18 protein-coding genes are annotated in these 25,038 nt (G+C 65.3%); 7 read left to right on the top strand and 11 right to left on the bottom strand.

From position 1 onward, the window contains the following. Positions 1-27: 27 nt before the first annotated feature. Positions 28-1,137, top strand: a complete 1,110-nt coding sequence (locus DMO17_RS11815) for a hypothetical protein (protein ID WP_110682682.1) — start codon at positions 28-30, stop codon at positions 1,135-1,137. A 39-nt stretch (positions 1,138-1,176) separates the two neighbouring features. Here DMO17_RS11815 and DMO17_RS11820 read toward each other — a convergent pair whose 3' ends face one another. Further along, a complete protein-coding gene (locus DMO17_RS11820) occupies positions 1,177-1,740 on the bottom strand; it encodes a hypothetical protein (RefSeq protein WP_110682683.1) in 564 nt (187 codons plus the stop codon). Between the two features lie 111 nt (positions 1,741-1,851). On the opposite strand from DMO17_RS11820, the gene DMO17_RS11825 reads away from it, so the two are divergent. The 5 genes from DMO17_RS11825 (at position 1,852) to DMO17_RS11845 (ending at position 7,314) form a co-directional block, all read left to right on the top strand. Further along, positions 1,852-2,334, top strand: coding sequence for an LEA/WHy family protein (locus DMO17_RS11825; protein ID WP_110682718.1), 483 nt, complete (start codon positions 1,852-1,854; stop codon positions 2,332-2,334). A 5-nt stretch (positions 2,335-2,339) separates the two neighbouring features. Beyond that, positions 2,340-2,537 (top strand): SEC-C metal-binding domain-containing protein, encoded by a 198-nt coding sequence (locus tag DMO17_RS11830; RefSeq protein WP_021701673.1) that lies wholly within the window; start codon positions 2,340-2,342, stop codon positions 2,535-2,537. Positions 2,538-2,648: 111 nt separating this feature from the next. Beyond that, positions 2,649-5,174 carry a penicillin acylase family protein gene (locus DMO17_RS11835; RefSeq protein ID WP_110682684.1) on the top strand — a complete coding sequence of 842 codons (2,526 nt, stop codon included), beginning with the start codon at positions 2,649-2,651 and terminating at the stop codon, positions 5,172-5,174. A 231-nt stretch (positions 5,175-5,405) separates the two neighbouring features. Continuing rightward, the gene (locus DMO17_RS11840) at positions 5,406-5,885 is read left to right on the top strand and encodes a hypothetical protein (protein WP_110682685.1); all 480 of its coding nucleotides are present in this window, start codon (positions 5,406-5,408) and stop codon (positions 5,883-5,885) included. A 145-nt stretch (positions 5,886-6,030) separates the two neighbouring features. Next, positions 6,031-7,314, top strand: a complete 1,284-nt coding sequence (locus DMO17_RS11845; protein ID WP_110682686.1) for an outer membrane protein transport protein — start codon at positions 6,031-6,033, stop codon at positions 7,312-7,314. A 55-nt stretch (positions 7,315-7,369) separates the two neighbouring features. Here DMO17_RS11845 and DMO17_RS11850 read toward each other — a convergent pair whose 3' ends face one another. The 5 genes from DMO17_RS11850 to DMO17_RS11870 all read right to left on the bottom strand — a co-directional run bounded on the left by DMO17_RS11850 (position 7,370) and on the right by DMO17_RS11870 (position 15,856). Beyond that, positions 7,370-7,921, bottom strand: a complete 552-nt coding sequence (locus DMO17_RS11850) for a glutathione peroxidase (RefSeq protein WP_110682687.1) — start codon at positions 7,919-7,921, stop codon at positions 7,370-7,372. Between the two features lie 178 nt (positions 7,922-8,099). Next, positions 8,100-9,305: an MFS transporter gene (locus tag DMO17_RS11855; RefSeq protein WP_110682688.1), complete on the bottom strand. Its 1,206-nt coding sequence runs from the start codon at positions 9,303-9,305 to the stop codon at positions 8,100-8,102. A gap of 331 nt (positions 9,306-9,636) precedes the next feature. Then, positions 9,637-11,097, bottom strand: coding sequence for a sodium-dependent transporter (locus DMO17_RS11860; protein ID WP_110682689.1), 1,461 nt, complete (start codon positions 11,095-11,097; stop codon positions 9,637-9,639). A gap of 64 nt (positions 11,098-11,161) precedes the next feature. Then, a complete protein-coding gene (locus DMO17_RS11865; RefSeq protein WP_110682690.1) occupies positions 11,162-12,214 on the bottom strand; it encodes a Glu/Leu/Phe/Val family dehydrogenase in 1,053 nt (350 codons plus the stop codon). A gap of 174 nt (positions 12,215-12,388) precedes the next feature. Beyond that, a complete protein-coding gene (locus DMO17_RS11870) occupies positions 12,389-15,856 on the bottom strand; it encodes an indolepyruvate ferredoxin oxidoreductase family protein (protein WP_110682691.1) in 3,468 nt (1,155 codons plus the stop codon). 198 nt (positions 15,857-16,054) lie between these two features. On the opposite strand from DMO17_RS11870, the gene DMO17_RS11875 reads away from it, so the two are divergent. Further along, positions 16,055-16,522 carry an Lrp/AsnC family transcriptional regulator gene (locus DMO17_RS11875; RefSeq protein ID WP_021700581.1) on the top strand — a complete coding sequence of 156 codons (468 nt, stop codon included), beginning with the start codon at positions 16,055-16,057 and terminating at the stop codon, positions 16,520-16,522. 88 nt (positions 16,523-16,610) lie between these two features. Here DMO17_RS11875 and DMO17_RS11880 read toward each other — a convergent pair whose 3' ends face one another. From DMO17_RS11880 to DMO17_RS11905, 5 genes are all read right to left on the bottom strand, one after another. Further along, positions 16,611-18,254, bottom strand: coding sequence for a mechanosensitive ion channel family protein (locus tag DMO17_RS11880; protein ID WP_110682692.1), 1,644 nt, complete (start codon positions 18,252-18,254; stop codon positions 16,611-16,613). Positions 18,255-18,477: 223 nt separating this feature from the next. Then, complete coding sequence (locus DMO17_RS11885; RefSeq protein ID WP_110682693.1) at positions 18,478-20,313, bottom strand: amidohydrolase; 1,836 nt, start codon at positions 20,311-20,313, stop codon at positions 18,478-18,480. A 46-nt stretch (positions 20,314-20,359) separates the two neighbouring features. Continuing rightward, positions 20,360-22,348 carry an amidohydrolase gene (locus DMO17_RS11890; protein ID WP_220034075.1) on the bottom strand — a complete coding sequence of 663 codons (1,989 nt, stop codon included), beginning with the start codon at positions 22,346-22,348 and terminating at the stop codon, positions 20,360-20,362. 990 nt (positions 22,349-23,338) lie between these two features. Then, positions 23,339-24,001: a maleylacetoacetate isomerase gene (gene maiA, locus DMO17_RS11900; RefSeq protein ID WP_110682695.1), complete on the bottom strand. Its 663-nt coding sequence runs from the start codon at positions 23,999-24,001 to the stop codon at positions 23,339-23,341. Beyond that, positions 23,991-24,974: a fumarylacetoacetate hydrolase family protein gene (locus DMO17_RS11905; protein ID WP_110682696.1), complete on the bottom strand. Its 984-nt coding sequence runs from the start codon at positions 24,972-24,974 to the stop codon at positions 23,991-23,993. Before DMO17_RS11905 ends, maiA begins: the two co-directional genes overlap by 11 nt. Positions 24,975-25,038: the final 64 nt, after the last annotated feature.

Raw genomic sequence — 25,038 nt, forward strand, 5'->3', positions numbered from 1 at the left:
GCGGCCGGGTCCGACAAGGAGAAGCAGATGCACAAGCACAGTGGAACCGCGGCCGCCCTGGCCGCCCTGCTATGGGTCGGTGCCGTCCAGGCCGATGATGTCCGGGTCGAACTGGGCAGTAGCGAGCGGGTCACCCGCCTGTTCGCCTTCCCCAACAACTGCAGCGTGATCTGTTACCGCGACTGGACCCTGGAACAGACCGCCGAGCACTACCTGGGGCAGAGCCTGCAACGCGACGGTTACGCCGCCGCCACGGTCAAGGTCAGCCGCGACGGCGACATGCTCAACGCCAGCTTCAGCGGCGTCCCCAGCGACTACGGCACGCCGCTGACCAACCTGCTGAACGCCGGCGACCTGGCCTTCGCGGGCGCCGACAAGCTCAACGGCGACGGCAAGTGGCAGTACAGCTGGTACTTCTTCCTGCCCCTGGGCATGGCCCTGGACAACCGCAAGAGCGTGGAACTGCTGCATTTTCCACCGGATTATTCGCTGACCCAGGTCCAGGACTACCTGGAGTCCAAGACCACCGACCGCTGGGCCGCACTGCTCAGCGTGAACGGCGTGGCGGCGGCGCAGACACCGGCCTACCAGACCATCATCGACATCGCCCCGATCGCCGCACCAGCCAGCGCCGGCGGCGACCTGGAGGGCGTCTACGACTACTTCACCGACTACCAGAAGACCATGGTCGCCCAGCTCACCGCAGGCGATGGCACCGCGCTGCCGATGGTCGCCTTCGGTGGCCCGGTGCGCACCTGGGTCAACAAGACCTACGACGCCAATATCGGCGTGCTGGGCCTGGACACGATCAGCCCGGCGCCGGGTCAGAACGTGCCGGTACTGGGCTCCAACCACCCGAGCTATATCTGGTACGCGGCCGACCCGGAGAACTATGGCGGCGACCAGGCCAAGGCCGACGCCGCCGGGCTCAAGGTGATGGGCCAGGACATCAGCGCCGCCTGCTGGCAGGCCGGCATGGGCCAGAACCCCAGCGCCGACCCGCAGCAGACCCTGAATGCCTGCACGCAGAAGTGGCAGGTCACCGACCAGGTGCAGACCTGCGAGCTGTTCTACACCTCGATCCGCAACCTGCCCCCCGAGCAGGCACAAGCCAAGTGCAGCACCAGCGAGAGCTGACGCCAGACGCAACGAGGCCCGCAGATGCGGGCCTCGGGCTTATTCCTGCAGTTTGAGGTGCGAGGTGTCCGGCGGCGGTGCAGCCGGCGCCGCCTTGGCCTGGCCCATGTCGCTGCCCACCGGCGCCAGGCTGAACTGCGACAGGTCCACCTTCGGCGCCTGGGCCTCGGGCTTGGCATCCTGCAGGTCGGCACCGACCGGGGCGATGCCGAAGTCCGGCGCCTCGACGTCGCTGAAGGCCGCCATGTATTCGTCACGCGGAATCACCCGCGCCGCGCTCCCGCCCTTCACCGGCGCGGCAGCCACTGTGGCGGCGGCCGGTGCCACCGGGGCCGGCGCAGCAGCCGGCGGCGGAGCCATCTCCACCTCCTCGACATCCAGCGCCTGCACTATGGCCAGGGCGCCGGCCCGCTCCATGGTCGCACGGTACTTCTCGGCACCGGCGGCATCCAGCCCGCTCTTGATCACGATGCGCCGCCCGGAGAACAGCAGAGCGATGCGCTGGGCATCGGCCTGGAACAGCCGCGCCAGGTTCGCCTTCACCTGCTCCAGCGGCGCACCCGGCACCACCTGCCCGGCAAAAGCGATCTCGTAGAGGCTCATGGTCACACTCCTGTCCAATTCGGCCACCAGTATGGCGCAGTTTTTTTCCGCAAACAGCTCTGGCACCCAAGCAGGCGCTTGTTACACTGGCCCGGTCCTCGGAGAGATATGATGTTTTCTCAGGTGCGAACCACCATCACCTGCCTGTTCCTGCTGCTGGCACTGCCCGGTTGCTCCAGCTGGTTCGGCGATGCCTTCATCGAGCCGGAAGTGCGCCTGGTCAAGGTCGACGTGATCAAGGCCAAGCTGCTCGAACAGCAGTTCTCCCTGCGTTTTCGCATCGACAATCCCAACGCCGCCGAGCTGCCCATACGTCGTCTGAGCTACGCCGTGCAGCTCAACGGCACGCCCCTGGCCGAGGGCGAATCGAGCCAGTGGTTCAACGTGCCGGCCCGCGGCCACCACGAGTTCGAGGTGCCGGTGCGCACCAACTTGTGGCGCCACCTCAAGGGTATCGTCAAGGCCCTGGAAGATCCCGGCCGGCCCATCCGCTACAGCCTGCGCGGCGAGGTTAAGACCGGCCTGCTGTTCGGCCGCAGCGTGCATCTGCAGCGCAATGGCGAGATAATTCCCGGCGATCATATTCCGGAGTGAGCCTCATGACTCAGCAACCCCACGTCCATGGCCCCGACTGCAACCACGACCACGATCACCACCACGATGACGGTCACGTGCACGGCCCGCACTGCAACCATCACCATCAGGAGCCGGTACGCAACCCGCTGAAGGAAGTCGGGCGCAACGACCCCTGCCCCTGTGGTAGCCAGAAGAAGTTCAAGAAGTGCCACGGCGCCTGACCTGAATGCCTCCGCCGGCAGGGCCCAGCCCCTGCCGCGCCCCTACTCCCCGGCGCATTCGCCCTCTACAATCCGCACCCATCATCCGTCTCCCTGCGCCAGGAGCCAGTCATGGGTTCGCGCTTTCTCCGCCTCACCGCCCTAGCCACCCTCGGCAGCACCCTGCTGCTCGGCGGCTGCCAGTCCTTCCTCGACAGCCGCTATGCCAGCAGCGTGCACCCGGACCAGGGCATCGTCCGCGTCCAGGGCCTGGCGCAGAGCGTGGTGGTACGGCGCAACCCGCTGGGCATGCCGCTGATCGAGACCACCACCTTCCACGACGCGCTGTTCGCCCTGGGCTATGTGCATGCCGCCGACCGCCTCAGCCAGATGGTCGGCATGCGCCTGCTGGCCGAGGGCCGCCTGGCCGAGATGAACGGCCCCGGCGTGCTGGAAATCGACCGCTTCATGCGTACGGTCAACCTGCGCGCGCAGGCCGAGGTGCTGTACAAGAACGCCTCGCCGCGCATCAAGAAGTTCTTCGAGGTCTACGCCCGCGGCGTCAATGCCTACCTGTTCCGCTACCGGGACAAGCTGCCGATGGACCTGGCCGAGAGCGGCTACCGCCCGGCCTACTGGAAACCGGAAGACTCGGTGCTGCTGTTCTGCCTGCTCAACTTCGGCCTGTCGGTCAACCTGCAGGAAGAGATCGCCGCCCTCAAGCTGGCGGACAAGGTCGGCGCCGACAAGCTGGCCTGGCTGCTGCCGAGCTACCCGGACGAACCACTGCCCTTCGACGAGGCCGAGAAGCTGCGCGGCCTGAGCCTGAGTGGCCAGATTCCGGGGCTGGCCGCGGTGAACGACGCCGCCGGCCAGGTCGCCGCGCTGAACATGCTCGGCGTCGCCGCTTCCAACAACTGGGCCATCGCCCCGCAGCACAGCCGCAGCGGCAAGAGCCTGCTGGCCAACGACACCCACCTGCCGCTGTCCATGCCCTCGGTGTGGAACTTCGTGCAGATCCGCTCGCCGAAATTCCAGGCCGCTGGCGTGTCCATCGCCGGGGTGCCGGCGGTGGTCGCCGGCTTCAACGGCAAGCTGGCCTGGGGCATGACCATGGTCATGGGCGACAACCAGGACCTGTTCCTGGAGAAGCTCAAGCGCGAGGGCGGCCGCCTCTACTACCAGGCCGACGGCAAGTGGCAGCCGGCCCGCGAGCGCCAGGAGACCTTCTTCATCAAGGGCCAGCGGCCGATCCGCGAAACCATCTGGGAAACCCGCCACGGCCCGCTGCTCAACTCCGCCCTGGGCGAGCGCAAGTCGCCCCTGCAGCCGCTGCCCTTCACCAGCGGCTACGGCCTGGCCCTGCGCAGCATCCAGGCCGAGAGGGACCGTTCGATCGACGCCTTCTTCGACCTGTCCCGCGCGCAGTCGGTGGAACAGGCCTTCGAGGCCACCCGCGAAGTGCGCGCCATGGCGCTGAACATCGTGTTCGCCGATGCCCAGCACATCGGCTGGCAGGTCACCGGCCGCTACCCCAACCGCAAGCAGGGCACCGGCCTGGTGCCCTCGCCAGGCTGGGACGGCGCCTACGACTGGGACGGCTACGCCGACCCCATGCTGCATCCCTACGACCAGGACCCCATGCAGGGCTGGCTGGGTACCGCCAACCACCGCACCGTGCCACGCGGCTATGGCATGCAGCTGTCCAACTCCTGGTTCTACCCCGAGCGTGCCGAGCGCATCGCGCAACTGGCCGGGGCCGGAAGGCACGACCAGAAGAGCATGATCGCCATGCAGTACGACCAGACCACGCCCTTCGCCGGCAAACTGCAGGCGATGTTCGATGCCCCGGGCATGGCCGAATCGCTGAAGCAGGCCATCACCGCCCTGCCCGCCCCGCAGCGCGCCAAGGCAGAGGAGGCGTACAAGCGCCTGATGGCCTTCGACGGGCGCATGACCGCCACCTCGGCCGATGCCGCGCTGTACAGCGCCTTCCTGCAGGAGAGCTCCAAGGCCACCTTCCTCGACGAACTGGGCCCGGACACCAGCCCGGCCTGGCAGGCCCTGGTGGATACCGCCAACAACAGCTACTCGGCCCAGGCCGACCACCTGCTGGGCCGCGACGACAGCCCGTTCTGGGACGATGTGCAGACCGCACAGAAGGAAGACAAGCCGGCGATCATGGCGCGCAGCCTGGCCAGCGCCGTCACCTACCTGGAAGCCAAGCTCGGCGCCAATCGCAGCGCCTGGCAGTGGGGCAAGCTGCACCAGTACCGCTGGACCAGCAACGCCACCAAGATGGCGCCCTACCTGAGCGCCAGCCAGCGCAGCGGCATCGAGTCGATCGGCAGCTACCTGGATCGCGGCCCCTACCCGGCCGGCGGCGACCACGGCACCCTCAACGTGGCCGCCTACGCGTGGGGCAACGACTTCGACGTGTGGCTGATCCCGGCCATGCGCATCGTCGTCGACTTCGGCCTGCCCGAGCCGATGATCGGGGTCAACAGCTCCGGCCAGTCCGGCAACCCGGCCAGCCGGCACTATGCCGATGGCATCGAGGCCTGGCTCAAGGGCGGCTACATGAGCTTCCCGTTCCAGAGCGGCAACATCGACCGGGTCTACGGCAGCAAGCGCCTGCTGCTGACCCCGGGCCGCTGATCCCGCGACCGGCTGTTCGATCTCGACGCGAGTAGCCGGTCGTTTTTAAGTACCGTCCGATCTATCAGTCGGCACGCCAATCCTTAAACAGTTTAAAAACAGCCCTTTACACTCGATTTGTCGCACTACACTTCAAATCGAGCGGCTAACCCCGCTCCCGGCGGGGCCTTTATTAGAACCAAGAACAGCTGCCAGGCACCTGGCCCCGCCGGCACCCTTCGCGAGGGCTCCATGGGAATTGCCGCCAGCGACCTCTGCCAGCATGTCATCCGCCCCACCCTGCTCTACCTGGGGCGCCACTCCGCCAGCGCCGAAACCCTGCTCCTGGGTGCCGCGGCCAGCCAGTCGGCGCTCGGCAGCGCCCTCGGCGACCCGCACGGCCATGGCCTCTACCACATCAGCGCGCAGCGCCATCGCCTGCTCTGGGACCAGCACCTGGCGCGCGACCCAGACCTGGCCAGCCTGGTGCGCGGCCTGGCCAGCCAGCACGCCTTCCTCGCCGCGCCGGAACTGGAGCTGGCGGTCAACCTGCGCTACGCCACGGCCATTGCCTGGCTGCTGGTGGAGGCCGAGCAGGCCGCCCTGCCGGCTGCCGACGACTTGCACGGCATGGCCCGTGTCTGGCGCCGGGTGTTCCAGCCGCATGGCCGGCTGCGCGACTACCTGCAGGCCTGGCAACACTGCGTGGTCGGCCACTACCACGCCGCCTGAAGCGCCACTTGTTGACCTATCAGTCAACTGCATGTGCATGATTTGATTAACGAATCTTCACGAAAAAGGCATTCCTGAGCGGTTGGCAAGCCCCGGCAAAAGGGGTAGCTTGCCGCCCTCGTTTTAGCTGTTCGTGAGCTTCCTAATGAAAAACCTCTGGTTGAAGACTTCCCTCGCGCTGGCCATCGGCGCGGTTTCCACTCACAGCCTGGGCAACGGAATTGCCATCAACGAACAGAGCGTCAGCGGCATGGGCACCTCCTTCGCCGGCCGCGCCTCGGCTGCGCAGGACGCCACCACCCTGTTCGGCAACCCGGCCGGCCTGAGCAAGCTGGAGCGCCCGGAAGTGGTCGGCGGCTTCGGCCTGGTCAAGGCCAACGTCGACATCGACGACTCCAGCGCCGAGACCCACAAGGGCGACATGGTTCCGCTGACCCCGGTGCCCTTCGCCTATTACGCCAGCCCGATCGACGAGCAATGGAGCTGGGGCCTGGGCCTGTACGTGCCCTACGGCCTGATCAGCGACTACGAGAAGAGCTTCGGCGGTCGCTACAAGGGCCTGTACAGCAAGGTGGAAGTGGTCACCCTGCAGCCGACCCTGAGCTACCGGATCAACGACCGCGTCTCCGTCGGCTTCGGCCCGACCTTCAACAAGATCAAGGGCAAGCTGACCAAGAACATCTACGACGGCGCCCTGGCCGGTCTCGGCGGCGCCGGCGACACCAAGATCAACATCAAGGGCGACGACACCGCCATCGGCTTCAACGCCGGCGTGCTGGTGGACGTCACCGAGCGCCTGGCCTGGGGCCTGACCTACCACTCCAAGGTCGACTACACCCTGGAAGGTCGCACCAAGGTGAGCGGCCTGGATGTCCCGCTGCTGGCCGCGGCGAACGGCGAGTACGACGCCACCCTGGACTTCACCACCCCGGAAAGCGTCGACACCTCGGTGACCTTCGAGCTGGACGAGCGCTGGACCCTGTACGCCGGCGCCACCTTCACCCGCTGGAGCCGCCTGCAGGAAATCGTGGTGGAAAACGAGGGCACCCCCACCCTGCCGCTGCTGGGCAACCGTTTCGCCAGCGTCAGCGAAGAGCTGAAATGGCAGGACACCTGGTCCTACGCCATCGGCGCCGCCTACCAGCTCAACCCGCAGTGGGTGCTGCGCACCGGCCTGGCCATCGACCCGTCGCCGGCCGAGAACCAGCACCGCACCGTGCGCATTCCGGTGGGCAACCGCAAGGTCTTCTCGGTAGGCGCCGGCTGGTCGCCGAATAGCGACCTGACCATCGACGTCGCCTACTCCTACCTGCGCGAAAGCAAGGCCTCGGTCAACCAGCCGGGCACCAGCCCCCTGGTCCCCGGCTACAGCGCCGAGTACAACAACAGCGCCCATGGCCTGGGCCTGCAGGCCACCTACCGTTTCTGACGGCAGGCAGCAAAAAGCCGGGCGATTGCCCGGCTTTTTCGTTTCCGCCCCATCCTCAGGGCTGCGCCAGGGCCTTCTCCACCGCGGCGATCAGGTCCTCGTCGTCCGGCTTGGTCAGGCTGGAGAAGCTGGCGACCACCTGGCCGTCGCGCCCCACCACGTACTTGTAGAAGTTCCAGCGCGGCGCACTGCTCTGCGCGGCCAGCTCGCGGAACAGCGGCACCGCGGCGTCGCCGCTGACCGGCTGCGGCTCGCTCATGGCGAAGGTCACGCCGTAGTTGATGTAGCACACCTGAGCCGTCTCTTCGCTGTTGTCAGCCTCCTGGCGGAAGTCGTCGGAAGGCACGCCGAGCACCTCCAGCCCCTGGCCCTTGTAGCGCTGGTAGAGCGCCTCCAGGCCCTTGAACTGCGGGGTGAAGCCGCAGCGGCTGGCGGTGTTGACCACCACCAGCGCCTTGCCGGCGAAGCGCTGGCACAGGTCGATGCTGTCCTTGCTGCGCAGTTGCTGCAACTGCCCCTGCTGCTTGAGCAGTGGCGGGCATTCCGCCGCCCACAGCGGCGCGGCGAACAGGGTAGCCAGGGTGCACAGGGCGATACGCGAGAGCATGGCGGCAGCCTCCAGAACGACGATGCTGCAAAGCTACTCGCCCGCCGCGCCAGCGGCAATCCTCAGCAAAGGCCCAAGCCCAGCTGCAGCAAGGCCAACCCACCGCGGCTCCAGCCCCACCAGGCCAGCGCCAGCAGCAGCGCGCCGGCCAGCGCCAGGCCGGCCAGCGCCGTGCGGCTCATGCCGCCCCCTCGGCGCGCAGGCGTGCCACCGGCTGCTCGCGCACCGGCCAGTTGAGGGCCGCGGCCAGCAGGCCGAGGAGGATGGAAATCTGCCAGACCAGCTCATAGCTGCCGGTGCGGTCGTACAGGTAGCCGCCCAGCCAGCCGCCGAGGAAAGCTCCCAGCTGGTGGAACAGGAAGACGATGCCGCCGAGCATGGACAGGTTGCGCACGCCGAACAGGGTGGCCACCGTGCCGTTGGTCAGCGGCACCGTGGACAGCCACAGCAGGCCCATGGCGATGCCGAAGGCATAGGCGCTCCACTGGCTCAGCGGCAGGTAGACGAAGGCCACTATCACCAGGCTGCGCGCCAGGTACAGGGCGCTGAGCAGGCGCGGCTTGGACAGGCGGCCGCCGAGCCAGCCGGCGATGTAGGTGCCGAAGATGTTGAACAGGCCGACCAGGGCCAGCACCGTGGTGCCGGTCAGCGCCGGCAGATGCTGGTCGACCAGGTAGGCCGGCAGGTGCACGCCGATGAATACCACCTGGAAGCCGCAGACGAAGAAACCCAGCGCCAGCAGGCAGAAGCCCGGATGGCCACAGGCCTCGCGCAGCGCCTCGCCCAGGCTCTGCGGCTGGGCCTGGGGCGCCTGCGCCGGCTCGCGCAGCATGAAGGCCAGCGGCAGGATCAGCGCCACCAGCAGGCCGAGCGCCAGCAGCGCGGCGGACCAGCCCAGCCAGCCGATCAGCCCCAGGCTGCCGGGCAGCATGGCGAACTGGCCGAAGGAGCCAGCGGCGGCGGCGATGCCCATCGCCATGCTGCGCTGCTCCACCGAGGCGGCGCGGCCGACCACGCCCAGCAGCACCGAGAAGGAAGTGCCGGACAGGCCGATGCCGATCAGCAGGCCGGCGCTCAGCGACAGCGACCAGGGCGAGTCGGCCAGGGCCATCAGCGCCAGGCCGGCGGCATACAGCAGGCCGCCGACCAGCACCACCCGGCGCGCGCCGAAGCGGTCGGCGATGGCCCCGGTGACCGGCTGGGCCAGGCCCCAGATCAGATTCTGCAGGGCGATGGCGAAGGCGAACACCTCGCGTCCCCAGCCGAACTCGCCACTCATCGGTGTGAGGAACAGGCCGAAGCCGTGGCGAATGCCCAGCGACAGGGCGAGGATCAGCGAGGCACCGAGCAGCACCCAGCCACTGGTGCGCCAGAGAGAATTCATAGAGCGTCCTTCCCACGGGCAGGCCCGCGGCGATGTCGGCGGTGGCGGCCCCTCGCCGACACCAGCCTCGCACTATGCGCCTGGCAAGCAGCCAGGCGGCAGTCACAGTTGCTCATTCAGTCGGCGGAACAGAAGGAAATCCGGCAGCGCCCCCTCTCCCGCTCAGCGGAGAGGGCCGCAGCCCGGATGCAATCCGGGAAGCAGGCAGCCCCGCCCCCGGATTGCATCCGGGCTACAACGGGAGAGGGTTAGGGAGAGGGCATAAACAGCCGCTTTCCCTCTCCCCCGCCCCTCTCGCACCAGTGGAAGAGGGATGAGAAGGCCCCAGCCTTCAGCGCAGCGCCAGCTCGTGGCGCACGCGCGGCGCCAGCAGCTCGCCCAGCACGGCCAGGGCACCGATGGCGCCGGCGATCCAGTACCAGCGGGCGATGGGGTCGAAGCCCAGCCAGCCGAGGGCGTGCAGGAACACCATGAGGATCAGCACCGGGCTGACGTAGCGCACCATGAACAGCCACAGGGCGTAGCCGGCCGGCGGCAGGCCCAGCTCGTCGCGCATGATCTCGCGGCGCAGGCAGTAGCCGGCCAGGATCACCATGAGAATGCCGCCCAGCGGCATCATCCAGCGCGAGGTCAGGTAGTCCAGGCCGTCGAACAGGGTGAAGCCGAACAGCTTCCACTCGGCGCCGACGTTGAAGGAGAACATCGCCAGCAGGCTGACCACCAGCAGCAGCGCGCCGGAGCCCAGCGCGCCCTTGGCCCGGCTGACGCCATGGCGCTCGTTGAGGTAGGCCGCCGTGGCCTCGAGCAGGGAGATCGCCGAGGTCAGCGCGGCAACCGAGACCATGGCGAAGAACAGCACGCCGAACAGGGTACCCAGCGGCATCTGCTGGAAGGCCAGCGGCAGGCTCATGAAGATCAGCCCCGGCCCGGCGCTCGGGCTCATGCCGTTGGCGAAGATGATCGGGAAGATCGCCAGGCCGGCCAGCAGCGCCACGCAGGTGTCGGCGATGGCCACCACCAGGGTGGTGCGGGCGATGGACTGGCCATCCGGCAGGTAGGAGCCGTAGGTGAGGATGGCGCCGGAGGCCAGGCTGAGGGTGAAGAAGGCATGGCCGAGCGCGGCCAGCAGGGCCTCGCCGGTGATCTTCGAAGCATCGAAGGTGAACAGGAAGGCGAAGCCGGCGGCGAACTTGCCGCTGCTCAGGGCGTAGCCGACCAGGATCAGCAGCATCAGCGCCAGCCCCGGCATCATCCAGCGGAAGGCGCGCTCCACGCCGGCCTGCACGCCCTTGCCGACTATCCACAGGGTCAGCAGCGCCACCAGCAGGCTCCAGCCACCGAGCTGCCAGGGGTTGCCGTTGTGCGCCTCGAACACCTGGCCGAGGGCCTCGACGCTCGGCGCGGCCAGGGCCCCGGAGGCCATCTTCCACGTGTAGGCGAAGGCCCAGCTGGCGGCGACCACGTAGAAACACAGGATCATGAAGCCGCAGAGCATGGCCATCAGGCCCATGCCGCGCCACAACGGGTTGCCACCGCTCTCGCGCACCACCCGCGCCACCGCGTCTAGCGGACTGCCGCGGCCACGGCGGCCGAGGGCGATCTCGGTCATCATCACCGGAATGCCGATGGCCAGGATGCAGGCCAGGTACATCAGGACGAAGGCGCCGCCGCCGTATTCGCCGGTGATGTAGGGGAACTTCCAGATATTGCCCAGGCCCACGGCGGAGCCGGTGGCGGCGAGGATGAAGCCCCAGCGCGACAGCCAGAGGTTCTTCGGTGTTTCACGGGTCATGCGTCACCTGCTTGTTGTTGTGTGTGACAGGGAAAAGCGCCGCCGCATGCCGGCGGCGCGGCGGTCAGCGACCGAGGCGCTCGCGCGCCATGCGGTCGGCGATGGCGGTGGTGGTGGCACCCTCGGCCGCGGCGCGCTGGAAGATCTCCGCCAGGGTCGTCTCGATGCCCTCGATATGCGCCTTCAGCTGCGCGGCGGTACCGCCGGTGCGCTCGTAGCACACGTCGATGATGCCGCCGGCGTTGATCGCGTAGTCCGGCGCGTACAGGCAGTCGCGGCGGCGCAGCTGCTCGGCCAGCTCCGGGCTGGCCAGCTGGTTGTTGGCGGCGCCGGCGATGATCGGCGCGCGCAGCGCCTCGAGGGTCTGCGGGTTGACGATGGCGCCCAGGGCGCAGGGGGCGAACACGTCCACGTCGAGGCCGAAGATCTCGTGCTGGCCCACGGCGCGGGCGCCCAGCTGCTCCACGGCGCGGCGCTGGTTGGCCTCGAAGATGTCGGTCACCCACAGCTCGGCGCCGGCGTCCTTGAGGTGTTTGGCCAGGCTGAAACCGACTTCGCCGACGCCCTGGATGGCCACCTTCAGGCCCTTGAGGTCGTCACGCCCGAGGCGATGGCGCACCGCCGCGCGGATGCCGACGAACACGCCGTAGGCGGTGGATGGCGACGGGTTGCCGTCGCGGCTGCCGCCGTCGAAGGCCTCGCGCTGGCCGGCGCCGGCCACGTGGCGAGTACGCTGGGCCATGATCTGCATCTCGGCCACGCCGGTGCCCGAGTCGGCGGCGGTGATGTAGCGCCCGCCGAGCTTGTCGACGAAGTCGCCCATGGCCTGGAACAGCGCCTCGCTCTTGCCGCTGCGCGGGTCGCCGATGATCACCGCCTTGCCGCCGCCCAGCGGCAGGCGCGCCAGCGCGGATTTGTAGGTCATCCCGCGCGACAGGCGCAGCACGTCGCGCAGGGCCTCCTCGTCGCTGGCGTAGTTCCACATGCGGCAGCCACCGAGCGCCGGGCCGAGGGTGGTGTCGTGCACGGCAATGATGGCCTTGAGGCTGCTGGCCTGGTCGTGGCCGAAGACCACCTGCTCGTGGTGGTCGAAGTCGATATGGGTGAAGACGGGCATGGGGATTCTCTGTTCTTGTTGAAATATGGAATGTTGAGTGGGTACGAACACCCTTCTCCCTCTGGGAGAAGGTGGCCGAAGGCCGGATGAGGGAGTCCCAGGCGCCTGGGAGACCCTCACCCCTAACCCCTCTCCCGAGGGGAGAGGGGGAATGGCTTCCGAGTTGGATTAGCTCTAGGCAGCCGGCTCGAACAGCTGCACGGCAGCAATCTCGCTGACCAGCAACCGCGCCTTGAGCTGCTCGGCCTGCTCGCGGGCCTTGGCCAGGGCGTGTTCCTTGACGTGGCCGTAGCCACGGATCTGCTCCGGCAGCTCGGCCAGGGCCACCGCGGTGCGGTAGTTGTCCGGGCGCTGCTCCTTGAGCAGCAGCTCGACCAGCTCCTCATACTCGCCGATCAGCTCGCGTTCGACCTTGCGTTCGGCGCTGTGGCCGAAGGGGTCGAACACACTGCCGCGGAGAAACTTGAAACGCGCCAGCACGCCGAACACCTTGAGCATCCACGGGCCGAACTCGCGCTTGATCGGCGCGCCGGTGCGCGGGTCGGGCTTGGCCAGCCAGCTCGGCGCCAGGTGGAAGTGCAGGCGGTAGTCGCCCGCGAACTGCGCCTCCAGCGCCTGGCGGAAGGCCGGCTCGCTGTACAGCCGCGCCACCTCGTACTCGTCCTTGTAGGCCAGCAGCTTGAAGTAGTAGCGCGCCACCGCCCGGCTCAGGGCCTGGTCGGCGCCGCTGTCGGCCTGGCGCACGCGGGTCACCAGTTCCAGGTAGCGCTGCGCGTAGGCGGCATCCTGGTAGGCGGTGAGGCGCGCCATGCGGTCGGCGACGATCTCGTCGAAGGTTTCGCAACGCGGCGCATCGGGGGTCTTCGGCTTGGCCAGCTGCTCCACGGCGGCCAGGTCATGAGCGGCACGGCGGCCCCAGAGGAAGGCCTGCTGGTTGAGCGGGATGGACACGCCGTTGAGCTCGATGGCCTTGTTGATCGCCTCGGCCGAGACCGGCACCAAACCCTTCTGGTACGCGAACCCAAGCATGAACAGGTTGCTGGCGATGGTGTCGCCGAGCAGCGCGGTGGCCAGGCGGGTGGCGTCGACGAAGTGGGTCTTGCTGCTGCCCACCGCCTCGACCAGCGCCTCGCGCATGGCCGCGCCGGGCACCTGGGCGTCCGGGTTGCGGGTGAACTCGGCGGTGGCCGCCTCGTGGCTGTTGACCACGGCGTGGGCGATCTTGTCGTTGAGCTTGGCCAGGGATTCCTCGCCGGCCGCCACCACCAGATCGCAGGCCAGCAGCAGGTCGGTCTCGCCGGCGGCGATGCGCACGGCATAGATATCGTCCTGCTTGGCGGCGATGCGGATATGGCTGATCACCGGGCCGAACTTCTGCGCCAGGCCAGCCTGGTCGAGCACGGTGCAGCCCTTGCCCTCCAGATGCGCGGCCATGCCCAGCAACGCGCCGACCGTGGTCACGCCGCTGCCGCCGACACCCGGCAGGAGGATGTTCCAGGGCCGCGCCAGATCCGGCTGGCGCGGTTCCGGCAGAGCCACGAACAGCGCCTTGGCGCCCAGCGCCTCGGGCTTGCGCAGGCCGCCGCCGTGCACGGTGACGAAGCTCGGGCAGAAGCCCTCGACGCAGGAGAAGTCCTTGTTGCAGGCGTTCTGGTCGATCTCGCGCTTGCGCCCCAGCTCGGTCTCCAGCGGCAGCACGGACAGGCAGTTGGACTTCACGCTGCAGTCGCCGCAGCCCTCGCACACGGCCGGGTTGATGAAGGCGCGCTTGGCCGGATCGGCCAGCTTGCCGCGCTTGCGGCGGCGGCGCTTCTCGGTGGCGCAGGTCTGGTCATACAGGATCACCGTGGTGCCCTTGATCTCGCGCAGCTCGCGCTGCACGGCGTCCAGCTCGCGGCGATGGTGGAAGGTGACGATGGGCGCAAAGGTGGCGCGGGTCGGGTACTTGTCCGGCTCGTCGCTGACCAGGGCGATGCGCTTCACGCCTTCGGCGTAGACCTGCTGGCTGAGCTGATCGATGCGCAGCTCGCCGTCGATCGGCTGGCCGCCGGTCATGGCCACCGCATCGTTGTAGAGGATCTTGTAGGTGATGTTGACGCCCGAGGCCACGGCCGCGCGCAGGGCCAGGTGGCCGGAGTGGAAGTAGGTGCCGTCGCCGAGGTTCTGGAACACGTGCTTGGTGTCGGTGAACGGCGCCTGGCCGATCCAGGTGGCACCCTCGCCGCCCATCTGGGTGAAGGTGTCGGTGCGCCGGTCCATCCACTGGGTCATGTAGTGGCAGCCAATGCCTCCGAGGGCGCGACTACCTTCCGGCAGCTGAGTGGAGCTGTTGTGCGGGCAGCCGGAGCAGAAGTGCGGGGTACGCTTGGTGTCGTGCTTGGGCGCGGCCAGCGCAGCTTCCTTGGCGGCGAGGAAGGCCAGGCGCTCCTCGATCTGCGGGCTGGTGTAGATCGGCGCCAGGCGCTTGGCGATGACCCGGGCGATCATCGCCGGGGTCAGCTCGGCCAGGTTGGGCAGCAGCGAGTTGCCCTCCTCGTCAAACTCGCCGACCACCCGCGGGCGCTTGCCGACCGGCCAGTTGTACAGCTGGCCGGTGAGCTGGTCCTCGATGATGCTGCGCTTCTCCTCGACCACCAGGATCTCATCCAGGCCTTCGGCGAACTGGTGCACGGACACCGGCTCCAGCGGCCAGCTCATGCCGATCTTCAGCACGCGCAGGCCGACCCTGGCGCACAGTTCCTCGTCCAGGCCCAGGTCATCGAGGGCCTGACGCACGTCCAGGTAGGACTTGCCGGTGGTGATGATGCCAAGGCGCGGGTTGGGCGAATCGAGCTTGATCTGGTCGAGCTGGTTGGCCAGGGCGAAGGCCCGCGCGGCGTAGATCTTGTACATGTTCAGGCGCTTTTCCTGCGCCAGGGGCGGGTCCGGCCAGCGGATGTGCACGCCGTCTTCCGGCAGCTGGAAGTCGGTCGGCAAATTGATCTTCACGCGCAGCGGGTCGACGTCCACCACGGCCGAGGAATCGACGTTCTCGGCGATGGTCTTGAGCGCCACCCAGCAACCGCTGTAGCGCGACAGCTCCCAGCCGATGATGCCGTAGTCGAGCATTTCCTGGACGTTGGCCGGATTGAGCACCGGGATCGACGCGGCGATAAAGGCATGTTCGCTCTGGTGGGCGATGGTCGAAGACTTGCAGCCGTGGTCATCGCCGGCCAGCAGCAGTACACCGCCGTGCGGGGACACGCCGGCCGAGTTGCCGTGCTTGAACACGTCGCCACAGCGGTCCACGCCCGGGCCCTTGCCGTACCACATGGCGAACACGCCGTCGTAGCGCGCGCCGGGAAACAGGTTGGCCTGCTGGCTGCCCCACACGGCGGTGGCGCCCAGCTCCTCGTTGACGCCGGGCTGGAAGTGGATGTGGTTTTCCTGGAGGAACTGCTTGGCGTCCCACAGGCTCTTGTCCAGGTTGCCCAGGGGCGAGCCCCGGTAGCCGGAGATGAAGCAGGCGGTATTCAGGCCGAAGGCGGCATCACGCTGCTTCTGCAGCATGGGCAGGCGGGTCAGGGCCTGGGTACCGGTGAGGTACAGCTGGCCCGTGGCTACACGGTACTTGTCGTCCAGGCGGATTTCGGCCAGAGACATGGTGCGCTCCTTTTATTCTTGTGTGAGCGACGCGGCCCTTCTTGGAGGCCGCCGTTTGACCCAGGCGCAGGATCGCCGCGCCGAGTCGCATGGTCAAAACTATGACCGAGCAGTTCTGGATTTTTCTTTCTTTTTTCGGGCCTGCAACGAGATACTGCGCATGACTTATCCCTTCATGACCAATAAAGAGAACAATTCATGCAGGAATCATTAAGCCCTATCGACCGCCGCATCCTCCGCCTGCTGCAGCACAACGCCGACCTCTCCGCCGCCGAGATCGCCGAGAAGGTGGAGCTGTCGCAATCACCCTGCTGGCGGCGCATCCACCGCATGCAGGAGGAAGGGCTGATCGAGCGCAAGGTCGCCCTGCTCAACCCGAAGAAGCTCGGCCTGGGCATCACGGTGTTCGTCGATATCAAGCTGTCGGCTCACGGGCGCAGCAACCTAGAGGAGTTCGAGCAGGCGGTGGTCGGCTACCCACAGGTGCTGGAGTGTCACACCATGGCCGGCGGTTCGGACTATCTGCTCAAGGTGGTGGCCAAGGACATCGCCGACTACGAGCGCTTCCTGCGCGACCATCTGTTGCAGCGGCCGCATGTGCACGAGGCGCACTCGCATATTGCGATGAGCGAGGTGAAGAGGACTACGGAGTTGCCGTTGGATTGAGCATGGAAAACGACCGGGCAAAGCCGGACGTTTGGTGCATATGGGATGGCTGCTATCGGCCAACAGCAGTCATTGAGCGCTTACAAAATCAGGGGCGATTCAGTGTTTCGCGCAGTTCTGGATCGGCATACCACTTGTCTTTCGGAACGATTTTGGCGTCCTGAGGGTCAGCAATGTAATGCGGCGACATTATCTGCACACTGTGCTCGTTGAACACATCCTGGATATTGGAGTGCAGCGCAGAAAGTACGGCTGCGCGTGATTGGGAATTGCCGGGTGATGCATGAGCTACCAGGCGGTATTCCGGGTAATAGTCCGATAGTGCTGTTTGCAGCACCAGTGGGGTAGGAGTGTTAATTACCCCCTCGGTACGCTGTGCGGCCTCGATCAACATGGCCTCAACCTGACGCCACGGTGTGTCATAACCGATGGTCACGCAGGTTTCGAGCAGATAGCCGGGGCCTGCGACAGCCCGTGAGTAGTTTTTGGTCACCGTGCTGGTAATCATCGAATTGGGGATAGTCAGCACCTCACCAATACCCGTACGTATGCGCGTTGTGAACATGCCAACTTCGGTCACGGTACCCTCGTGCTCACCGACGCGTACGTACTCACCTGGGCGCAGGGTACGCGTGTAGGTCAGGATCAGCCCCGACGCGGCCTGGCCTACGACGCTGGAGGCTCCCAGGGAAATCATCAAGCCGACCAGCACCGAAAGGCCCTTGAACGCCTCGGTGCCCGAGCCGGGCAGATAGGGGTATGCCATCGCCAGGGCAAACAGCCAGATTGCCAGCGAAGTTAAGCGACGGGTGGGTTGCAGGGTTTCGCTATTCAGCCAGGCATCGCTGCTGCCAGGTGCGGCCATACGTTTCAGCAGGCGTTGAACAAAGCCGCTGAATCCACGAGCAATGAAGAAGATGACCACGGCAATGCCAAGCCCCGGCAATGCACTGACAACCCCATCGAACAGATAAACAGCAACTTGCAACAAGTAAGTGTTAAGGCTCTCGCCCAGAGGTCGCGTGTAGGGAAAGCGCGACAACACGAAACTCAGCCACTCGTAGCCAAGCAGTAACATAAGCATCCAGCGCAGGGCATGCAGGGCGCGACTGACCAGCGGGAACAGCTGGTTAGCATCAACTACTTGGGTGCTACCGACCTTGAGTGCTTGCGCATGACGCTGCATAAGCCCCGGCAAGGCGGCCAGCACTTGTGCGCGTACGAAGTAGATCAGGCGGATCAGTAGAACGAAAACCAATGTTGCCAAAGCTGAGTAGGCTGCCGCGCTCAGCATAAAACGAAGATCTCGGCTTTCCTGGGTTTCCGCTACCACTTGACGCAAGTTTTCCGCAGCAGACTCTGCTGCGGCCCTGGACGAGCTGTGCACAAGGGGATCGACGTCAGCGTTAGCGACTATGAATGCACGGCGCTCGCCCAACAGTACGATGAAGTGTTCCTGCATCGGCTGCAGGCTCACCGTCAGGTTGACACTGTCATCGAGCACCTCGTTGATCACTGCCCGTGCACGCGCGGCACGGATTTCTGGTGTTTCGCCCAGCAGGTTACTGCGAAACACCAGAATGGTGCGATTCGCCACCACCAGTGCTGCGACATGCACTTCAGCCCCATCGGCACCGGTCACTTCATCTGGCAGAGCCGCCTGACTCCAAGAGGGCACACAGATGAGCAGAGCCAGACAGAGGGCTGCGGAGAGCTGCAGTAGCGTGCGCATTATCGAAAGTCCTTCTTGACCCCTAAGAGCCGGTAGCGTGAATTGCTTGAAGCGATTGCAGCTGACCTAACCAACATTCCCCGGTTAAGCAAAGGCCTGAGTCACCCTCAGAGCAGGACGCGAAAATGCCAATCCTGCAAAGTGAATGCGCGAGGTGCATACAGGCTGTGCTCTGCGCAGAATACAACCCGCTTATCAGGTGTCTTTTAGCGGGAGGCATCTATCAGTGATGAGCATGTACCAATCCGGCGTGGCCAAGTGCTCGACTTGCCACCGCAAAGCAGGCATCCGAAGCCGCGCAACTTTCCAACGCTCCCGCTTGTGCCACTGCCTTGTCGCGACGATAGACGCTCTTACCTTCCTTGATGGTCTCAAGCACCTTGATATCGGCAATCTTCAGTGGTTCAACGGTCAGCGGATTGGCATCAAGAACCACGAAGTCAGCAAGCTTGCCGACCTCCAGAGAGCCCTTCTCTTTTTCCTCGAAGTGCTGATAGGCCGACCAGAGGGTATGGGCTTTCAGCGCCACCAGAGGTGTAGTCCGATGTTCCGGGCCAAGCACCTGACCACTGCGGGTCACGCGATTGACCGTGGATGAAATAACCCGCATCGCATCAGGCATCGCAACCGGGGCGTCATGGTGGGACGTGAAGATCATGTTGCGCTCGATCGCCCACCCGGTCGGGGAGATGTTGTTAGCACGATCTGCGCCCAGCACGGAGTCACGGTGCCAGTCACCCCAGTAGAAGGTATGCATCGGAAAGAACGATGGAATGATGCCCAGCGCCTTGAACTGCTCGACCTGATCCAGGCGGGCAGTCTGGGCATGGATGGCCACCGGGCGGCGGTCCGCCATGCCGTATTTCTTTTCGGCCGCGCGGACGGCGTTGATGTACTGATCGATGGCCGCATCGCCATTCACATGCGCCAGAATCCGCCAGTTATTCTTGAACGCTTGCTCGACGAAACCGTTGACCTGCTGGTCGGTGAACGCCGAGTAGCCGTGGTAATCCGCCGGCTGCCCAGCCGGGACCTTGAAATAGGGTTTGGTGAGCCAGGCCGTCTTGCCCTGCGGCGAGCCATCCAGCGTGAGCTTGATACCGCCAATGCGGAAGTGATCCGAATAGCTGCGTGACAGCCACGGTGCCTTCATCGCGTCGACGCCCACGGTGATGTCGGGATAGGCCACAACATCGATATCCAGTTTTCCGCTTTTGGCCACCGCCTCCATGGTCGCGACCGAGTCGAGCGAGCCTTTGCCTTCCTGTGCGGTGGTATATCCAAAGCTTTTGTAAAGGCTGACACCAGCCGTGAAGAGCGCCTTGTTGGCATCCGGACTTAGCTTGCTCATCAGGCCGAAGAGCTGGGCAAAAAAGGCATTTTCTTCCAGTACGCCATCCGGTTCCTGAGTGCCTTGCTTGCGGCGGATGACCCCGCCGGGCGGGTTTTTCGTGCCCGCATTGAGACCGAGGATCTCCAGCGCTTTGCTGTTCATCACACCCAGATGACCCGACTGGTGCACGATCACCACGGGGAGTTCAGCCGATACCTGGTCGAGATCGTCCCGGGTTGGATGGCGCTGTTCCTTGAGCTGGGCATCGTCATAACCAAAACCAACAATCCAGCCATAACTGTCGGTGAGTTTTAGATTTTGCGCGGACCAGGCCTTAAGCGCGGCCTGCAATTCGGTAATGTTGTTCACGCCACCGTCGGGGCGCGGCAACAGATTGGCAGAGACCGCCTGGATGCCGGTATTGAACACATGGCCGTGCGGGTCAACGAAGCCAGGCGCCAGTGTATTCCCTGCCAGGTCGGTTACCAGCGTCTTCTCGCCCTTAAGCTTCATTACTTCGTCGCGATAGCCGACCGCGAGAATACGACCGTCTTTGACCGCAATCGCCTCGGCCTCAGGCTGAAGTTCGTTGACGGTGACAACGTCCCCGCCTGTATAGATAGCGTCGGCGGTGATCTTCGCGCCGGACTCAGCCTGCGCGTTAACAGCCTGAGTCACGGCGAGGGTCAGTAAGGCACATCCAATTGATTGGGTTGTCAGCTTCATTGCTTGCTCGCATGCAGTGAGATGAAAGTTAGGAGTTCAGCAGTTTTCACTGACTCAACCCATTGCCAGTCACAAAGGATGGCGACACCTGAGCCATACGCATCATCCCGAGGGTGCCATGGTTGTTGCAGCTCTCGGCCTCGGCCTTCAGTTTGGCCAGTGCTTGCGCATCAAGCGGCACCAGGGCCGCCAGGGCGGCGCGCTGCTCATTGCTCAACTCCAACCCCGGCTTGGCCGCTGCATACTGACGCACCTCAAGCCCTGGCTGCTGCTGGATATCGCTGACGGGCTGCACACGGCCACCGAGTACGGTGCCCCACACCTTGATGTCTTTCAGGGCCATCGGCTCGACGCTGTAGGGGTCCGCCTCCAGCACGGTAAAGTCGGCGAACTTGCCGGCCTGGATGCTGCCAATGCGCTCTTCCTCACCGAGCGTGTAGGCCGCATCGATGGTGATCATCTTCAGCGCCTGCTCGACCGTCACCCGCTCATCCGGGGCCAGCACCTTGCCGCTCTGGCCAACCCGGTTGACCGCGATCCAGGCCCACTCCAGTGGCCGCGGCGGCCCCATGGGGGTATCGGAGTGCAGGCTGACCACATTGCTGGCATCCAGCAGGGTCTTCAGCCGGGCGGCGGTATGGGCACGGTCGGTACCGAGCATCGGCGCGTTGTACTCACCACGGTAATGCACATAGTAGGGATTGACCGAGGCCACGCCGCCCAGAGCCTTGAGCCGGCGGGCCATTTCCGGGGTGGTCAGGCCGAAGTGCTCGACCGTGAAACGGTGATCGAAGCGCGGGTACTGCGCTTGCATCGCCGCCAGGGCATCGAGCGTGGACTGATTGCCCGCGTTGCCGTTGCTATGGATATGCACCTGCATGCCCGCCTTCCACCATGGCAGCATATTGCGCACGATTTCTTCACCCGGCTGCTGGATGTAAACGCCGTTGCGGCCATCGATGTAGCCAGGCTGATGGACCATCATGCCCAGGCCGATGAAGGAGTCATCGCTGAAGAATTTCACCCCCTTGAACATCAGGGTGTCCGTGGACTTGGCCTCCAGTGATTTCACGAACTCGACTGCCTTGGCCTTTTTCGCCGCCGTCACCGTTGCTCCGTCGCTCACGGTCACCAGTCGCGTGCGCGTCTGCGGGTCATTGAAGACCTTGTCCAGCAGTACCTGCTCCAGCTCCAGGTTGAAGGTGCCCATCACCAGTTCCGACTGAGTAGTGATGCCGCCCTTGAGGCTCAGATCGAGCATCGAGCGCACGCGCGGAATCGAGTTCTCCAGTTTCAGGTAGGGCACCAAGACCTTTTGCATCACCATCAGGCCCGCCGTGACCCCAAGGAACTGGCCATTGAGCTTGCCGTCCGGACCGGCCTGCACACCGTTGACCTTGAGCGCCGCATCGGTGATCTGCTGCTTTTTCAGCAGAGCACTGTTGGCGTAGATGAAGTGCCCGGATGCATCCCAGACGATAATCGGCTGGGTACTGGAGATGCTGTCCAGCACCTGCTTGTCCAAGTGCCGGCCACCCATGGCCACCACATCCCAGCCCCAGACCAGCACGGTCTCGTTCGGGTCTTTGGCCTCGGCAACGTACTGTTTGATCAGCTTGAGCGCATCCTCGGCATCCTTCACCCCGGGAAAATCCGGGCCATAGGGCTGCGCCGTGGGAATGGCGGAAACCAGCGGCAGGTTGAGTTCAATGCCACCGAGCAGCGGATGGCCATGGGCTTCGACGAAACCAGGCAACACCACCTTGTCTGCCAGGCTCTTGTCCAGCTGGTAGGTCTTGCCCGCCAGCCAGGGCTCCAGATCCTGCAAATCACGGCCCACCGAGAGAATCTTGCCATCCTGCACCGCTACTGCGGTGGCCTGAGGCCAACCCGGGTCCATGGTGATGAACTTCTTGGCAACAAAGACCGTTATCGGTGTTGCTGCAGTGTCAGCAGCGCTGGCAGACAGCGCGACAGGCATGGCGATCAGTGCGCCAGCAATAGCCCGAGCAATCCTTGAAACAATGCGACTCATAACCCCTTCCTCCTGATAGGCAGGATCTGCCGGCAAGGGTTGATCCTTGTCATATTGCTTTACCGCCAAGCGTAATGAAGCCCGCTAAAGTCAGGTAACGATAGACCGGGCTCTGTCGGAAATACATGACACTTTTGTCGATTTATCACGCCGCCGCCATTGGTCCGTAATTGAGCAAGGATCTCTAAAAGCCCACCGATCTATAGTCAGCTTTGGACGTCAGCTATTGGCCGATAGCTGCCCTCGATGGCGGTCTGCTTTCGCCCCAAAGAAGACGTGCATGTATAAGGAAAAAAGACAGATTAATTTTCCAAGTCACCTCGCTGAACGGAGCATCCCTTTCGCCCTTATGGCGAGTCACTTTCTCTTGTCTGGCCAAGAGAAAGTAACCAAAGAGAAGGCCACCCCGACATCCGGGTCTGGCCTGCGGCCAGACTTCCCTCCTTCCGGTGCCGCTCCGGGGGCCGGCGTACAAGGGGCGTCCATGCCCCTTTACGCCTCTCGCCGCATCCATGCGGCTCGTCCCCCTGCGCAACACCTCCACTCGGCCTCCTGACGGGGACTCGGGCTCCGAGGTGCCTGGTGGTTTTTCTTTGCGCTTCGCGAATTGATAGCCGCCACGCTTCGCGTGCCAATTCGTCGAACTGTCAGGCAGCACCAAACGCCCCTTCAGGAGGGTGAGCGGAATCGTCGTGGAAGGGGTTGAGCGGCATGGATGCCGCGAGAGACGCGATGGGCCAGGGATGGCCCTTCGCGGCGTGCCCCTGGAACGGCGATGGAGCGAACGAACCCGGAGCGAAGCGTAGGGCCGGATGGCGGGGCAAGCCCTTTTGGTTCCTTTTGGGGCGACTGCCAAAAGGAACCCGCCCAGCAGGGCGGAACCACTGCGTCACCAAACACGAAAATAGGCAGCGGCACGAAATCGCCAAACAACAGAGCAAGAGCAAAAGCGCCCTCTCCCTAACCCTCTCCCGTAAACGGGAGAAGGAACTAGAGCACCGCGTCCGGCTGCGCCTCTGGTGCAGCTGCCTTGAAGGCATCCAGAGCCAGACAGCGCCCCTCCATCTCCAACAGGCACGGAAAAGCCTCCAGAGAACAGGCAAAGCGCCGCGCGTTATACAGCTGCGGAATCACGCAAGCCTCCAGATACCCCGGCCGGTTGCCCAGCGACAGTCCCCCGCCAAACACCGAAAGCCCCTGCTCCACCGCCGCCAGGCCCTTCTCCACCCAGTGCCGGTACCAGGCATTCTTCGCCTCGTCCGAGACACCCAGCTCAGCGCTCAGGTACTGCAGCACCCGCAGGTTGTTCAGCGGGTGGATATCGCAGGCGATATGCAGCGCCAGGGCGCGCACCTGGGCGCGCTGGGCCGGGTCGGCTGGCAGCAGCGCCGGCACCGGGAAGACCTCGTCGAGGTATTCGAGGATGGCCAGCGACTGAGCGATGCGCACCCCGCCGTTGGCGTCGTCCACCAGCAGCGGCACCAGGCCCTGCGGGTTCAGCGCCTGGTACTCGGCCGCGTGCTGCTGGCCGCCGTCCTTGACCAGGTGCACCGGCACCTGGCGGTAGGCCAGGCCCTTGAGATTCAGCGCGATGCGCACCCGGTAGGCGGCGCTGGAGCGCCAGTAGCCATGGAGCGTCAGCTCAGTGCTCATAGCGCTCCACCGCCTGGTCGATGGCGCCGAAGATGCTCTGGCCGGCGGCATCGAACATCTCGATGCGCACCCGGTCGCCGAACTTGAGGAAGGGCGTCTTCGCCTCGCCCCGCTCGACGATTTCCAACATGCGCTTCTCGGCCAGGCAGCTGGAGCCGGCGCTGCGGTCGTAGTTCGACACGGTGCCAGAGCCGATGATGGTGCCGGCGCCCAGCGGGCGGGTCTTGGCCGCATGGGCCACCAGGGTCGGGAAGTTGAAGGTCATGTCGGTGCCGGCATCCGGCTGGCCGAACAGCGCGCCGTTGATGTGCGACACCAGCGGGCGGTGCACCTTGCCGTCCTTCCAGGCCTCGCCCAGCTCGTCCGGGGTCACCGCCACCGGCGAGAAGCTTGATGAGGGCTTGCTCTGGTAGAAGCCGAAGCCCTTGGCCAGCTCGCCGGGGATCAGGTTGCGCAGCGACACGTCGTTGACCAGCAGCAGCAGGCGGATATGTTCGCCGGCCTCGGCGGCCGTGGCGCCCATCGGCACGTCGTCGGTGATCACCGCCAGCTCGGCTTCCAGGTCGATGCCCCAGGCCTCGTCGGCCAGGCGGATCGGGCTGTGCGGCGGGATGAAGCTGTCCGCGCCGCCCTGGTACATCAGCGGGTCGTGCCAGAAGCTCTCCGGCATCTCCGCACCCCTGGCCTTGCGCACCAGCTCGACATGGTTGACGTAGGCGCTGCCGTCGGCCCAGTGGTAGGCGCGCGGCAACGGACTGTGGCAGGCGGCCTGGTCGAAGGCGAAGGCTTCGGGCTCCAGGCCATCGTTGAGGCGCTGGTACACCGCCTCCAGCTGCGGGCGCTTGCTGGCCCAGTCGTCCAGCGCGGCCTGCAGGGTGGCGGCAATCTGCGGCACCTTGACGGCACGGGAGAGATCGCGGGAAACGACGATCAGCACGCCGTCGCGGCCTTGGTTGAGTGATGCGAGTTTCATGGGTTGTACCTGTTCATTGAGCTGTTCTCTCCTCTCCCATTTATGGGAGAGAAGCCGGGGCGGG

This window comes from Aquipseudomonas alcaligenes, from assembly GCF_003205495.1.
Lineage (GTDB): Bacteria > Pseudomonadota > Gammaproteobacteria > Pseudomonadales > Pseudomonadaceae > Aquipseudomonas > Aquipseudomonas alcaligenes_B.

Excerpts from the sequence above, each read along its gene's own strand:
- DMO17_RS11845 (WP_110682686.1), top strand. The coding sequence starts at position 6,031 with ATGAAAAACCTCTGGTTGAAGACTTCCCTCGCGCTGGCCATCGGCGCG.
- DMO17_RS11865 (WP_110682690.1), bottom strand. The coding sequence starts at position 12,214 with ATGCCCGTCTTCACCCATATCGACTTCGACCACCACGAGCAGGTGGTC.
- DMO17_RS11890 (WP_220034075.1), bottom strand. The coding sequence starts at position 22,348 with ATGAGTCGCATTGTTTCAAGGATTGCTCGGGCTATTGCTGGCGCACTG.
- DMO17_RS11885 (WP_110682693.1), bottom strand. The coding sequence starts at position 20,313 with ATGAAGCTGACAACCCAATCAATTGGATGTGCCTTACTGACCCTCGCC.
- DMO17_RS11815 (WP_110682682.1), top strand. The coding sequence starts at position 28 with ATGCACAAGCACAGTGGAACCGCGGCCGCCCTGGCCGCCCTGCTATGG.
- DMO17_RS11820 (WP_110682683.1), bottom strand. The coding sequence starts at position 1,740 with ATGAGCCTCTACGAGATCGCTTTTGCCGGGCAGGTGGTGCCGGGTGCG.
- DMO17_RS11850 (WP_110682687.1), bottom strand. The coding sequence starts at position 7,921 with ATGCTCTCGCGTATCGCCCTGTGCACCCTGGCTACCCTGTTCGCCGCG.
- DMO17_RS11880 (WP_110682692.1), bottom strand. The coding sequence starts at position 18,254 with ATGCGCACGCTACTGCAGCTCTCCGCAGCCCTCTGTCTGGCTCTGCTC.
- maiA (WP_110682695.1), bottom strand. The coding sequence starts at position 24,001 with ATGAGCACTGAGCTGACGCTCCATGGCTACTGGCGCTCCAGCGCCGCC.
- DMO17_RS11875 (WP_021700581.1), top strand. The coding sequence starts at position 16,055 with ATGCAGGAATCATTAAGCCCTATCGACCGCCGCATCCTCCGCCTGCTG.
- DMO17_RS11840 (WP_110682685.1), top strand. The coding sequence starts at position 5,406 with ATGGGAATTGCCGCCAGCGACCTCTGCCAGCATGTCATCCGCCCCACC.
- DMO17_RS11905 (WP_110682696.1), bottom strand. The coding sequence starts at position 24,974 with ATGAAACTCGCATCACTCAACCAAGGCCGCGACGGCGTGCTGATCGTC.
- DMO17_RS11855 (WP_110682688.1), bottom strand. The coding sequence starts at position 9,305 with ATGAATTCTCTCTGGCGCACCAGTGGCTGGGTGCTGCTCGGTGCCTCG.
- DMO17_RS11870 (WP_110682691.1), bottom strand. The coding sequence starts at position 15,856 with ATGTCTCTGGCCGAAATCCGCCTGGACGACAAGTACCGTGTAGCCACG.
- DMO17_RS11860 (WP_110682689.1), bottom strand. The coding sequence starts at position 11,097 with ATGACCCGTGAAACACCGAAGAACCTCTGGCTGTCGCGCTGGGGCTTC.
- DMO17_RS11830 (WP_021701673.1), top strand. The coding sequence starts at position 2,340 with ATGACTCAGCAACCCCACGTCCATGGCCCCGACTGCAACCACGACCAC.
- DMO17_RS11825 (WP_110682718.1), top strand. The coding sequence starts at position 1,852 with ATGTTTTCTCAGGTGCGAACCACCATCACCTGCCTGTTCCTGCTGCTG.
- DMO17_RS11835 (WP_110682684.1), top strand. The coding sequence starts at position 2,649 with ATGGGTTCGCGCTTTCTCCGCCTCACCGCCCTAGCCACCCTCGGCAGC.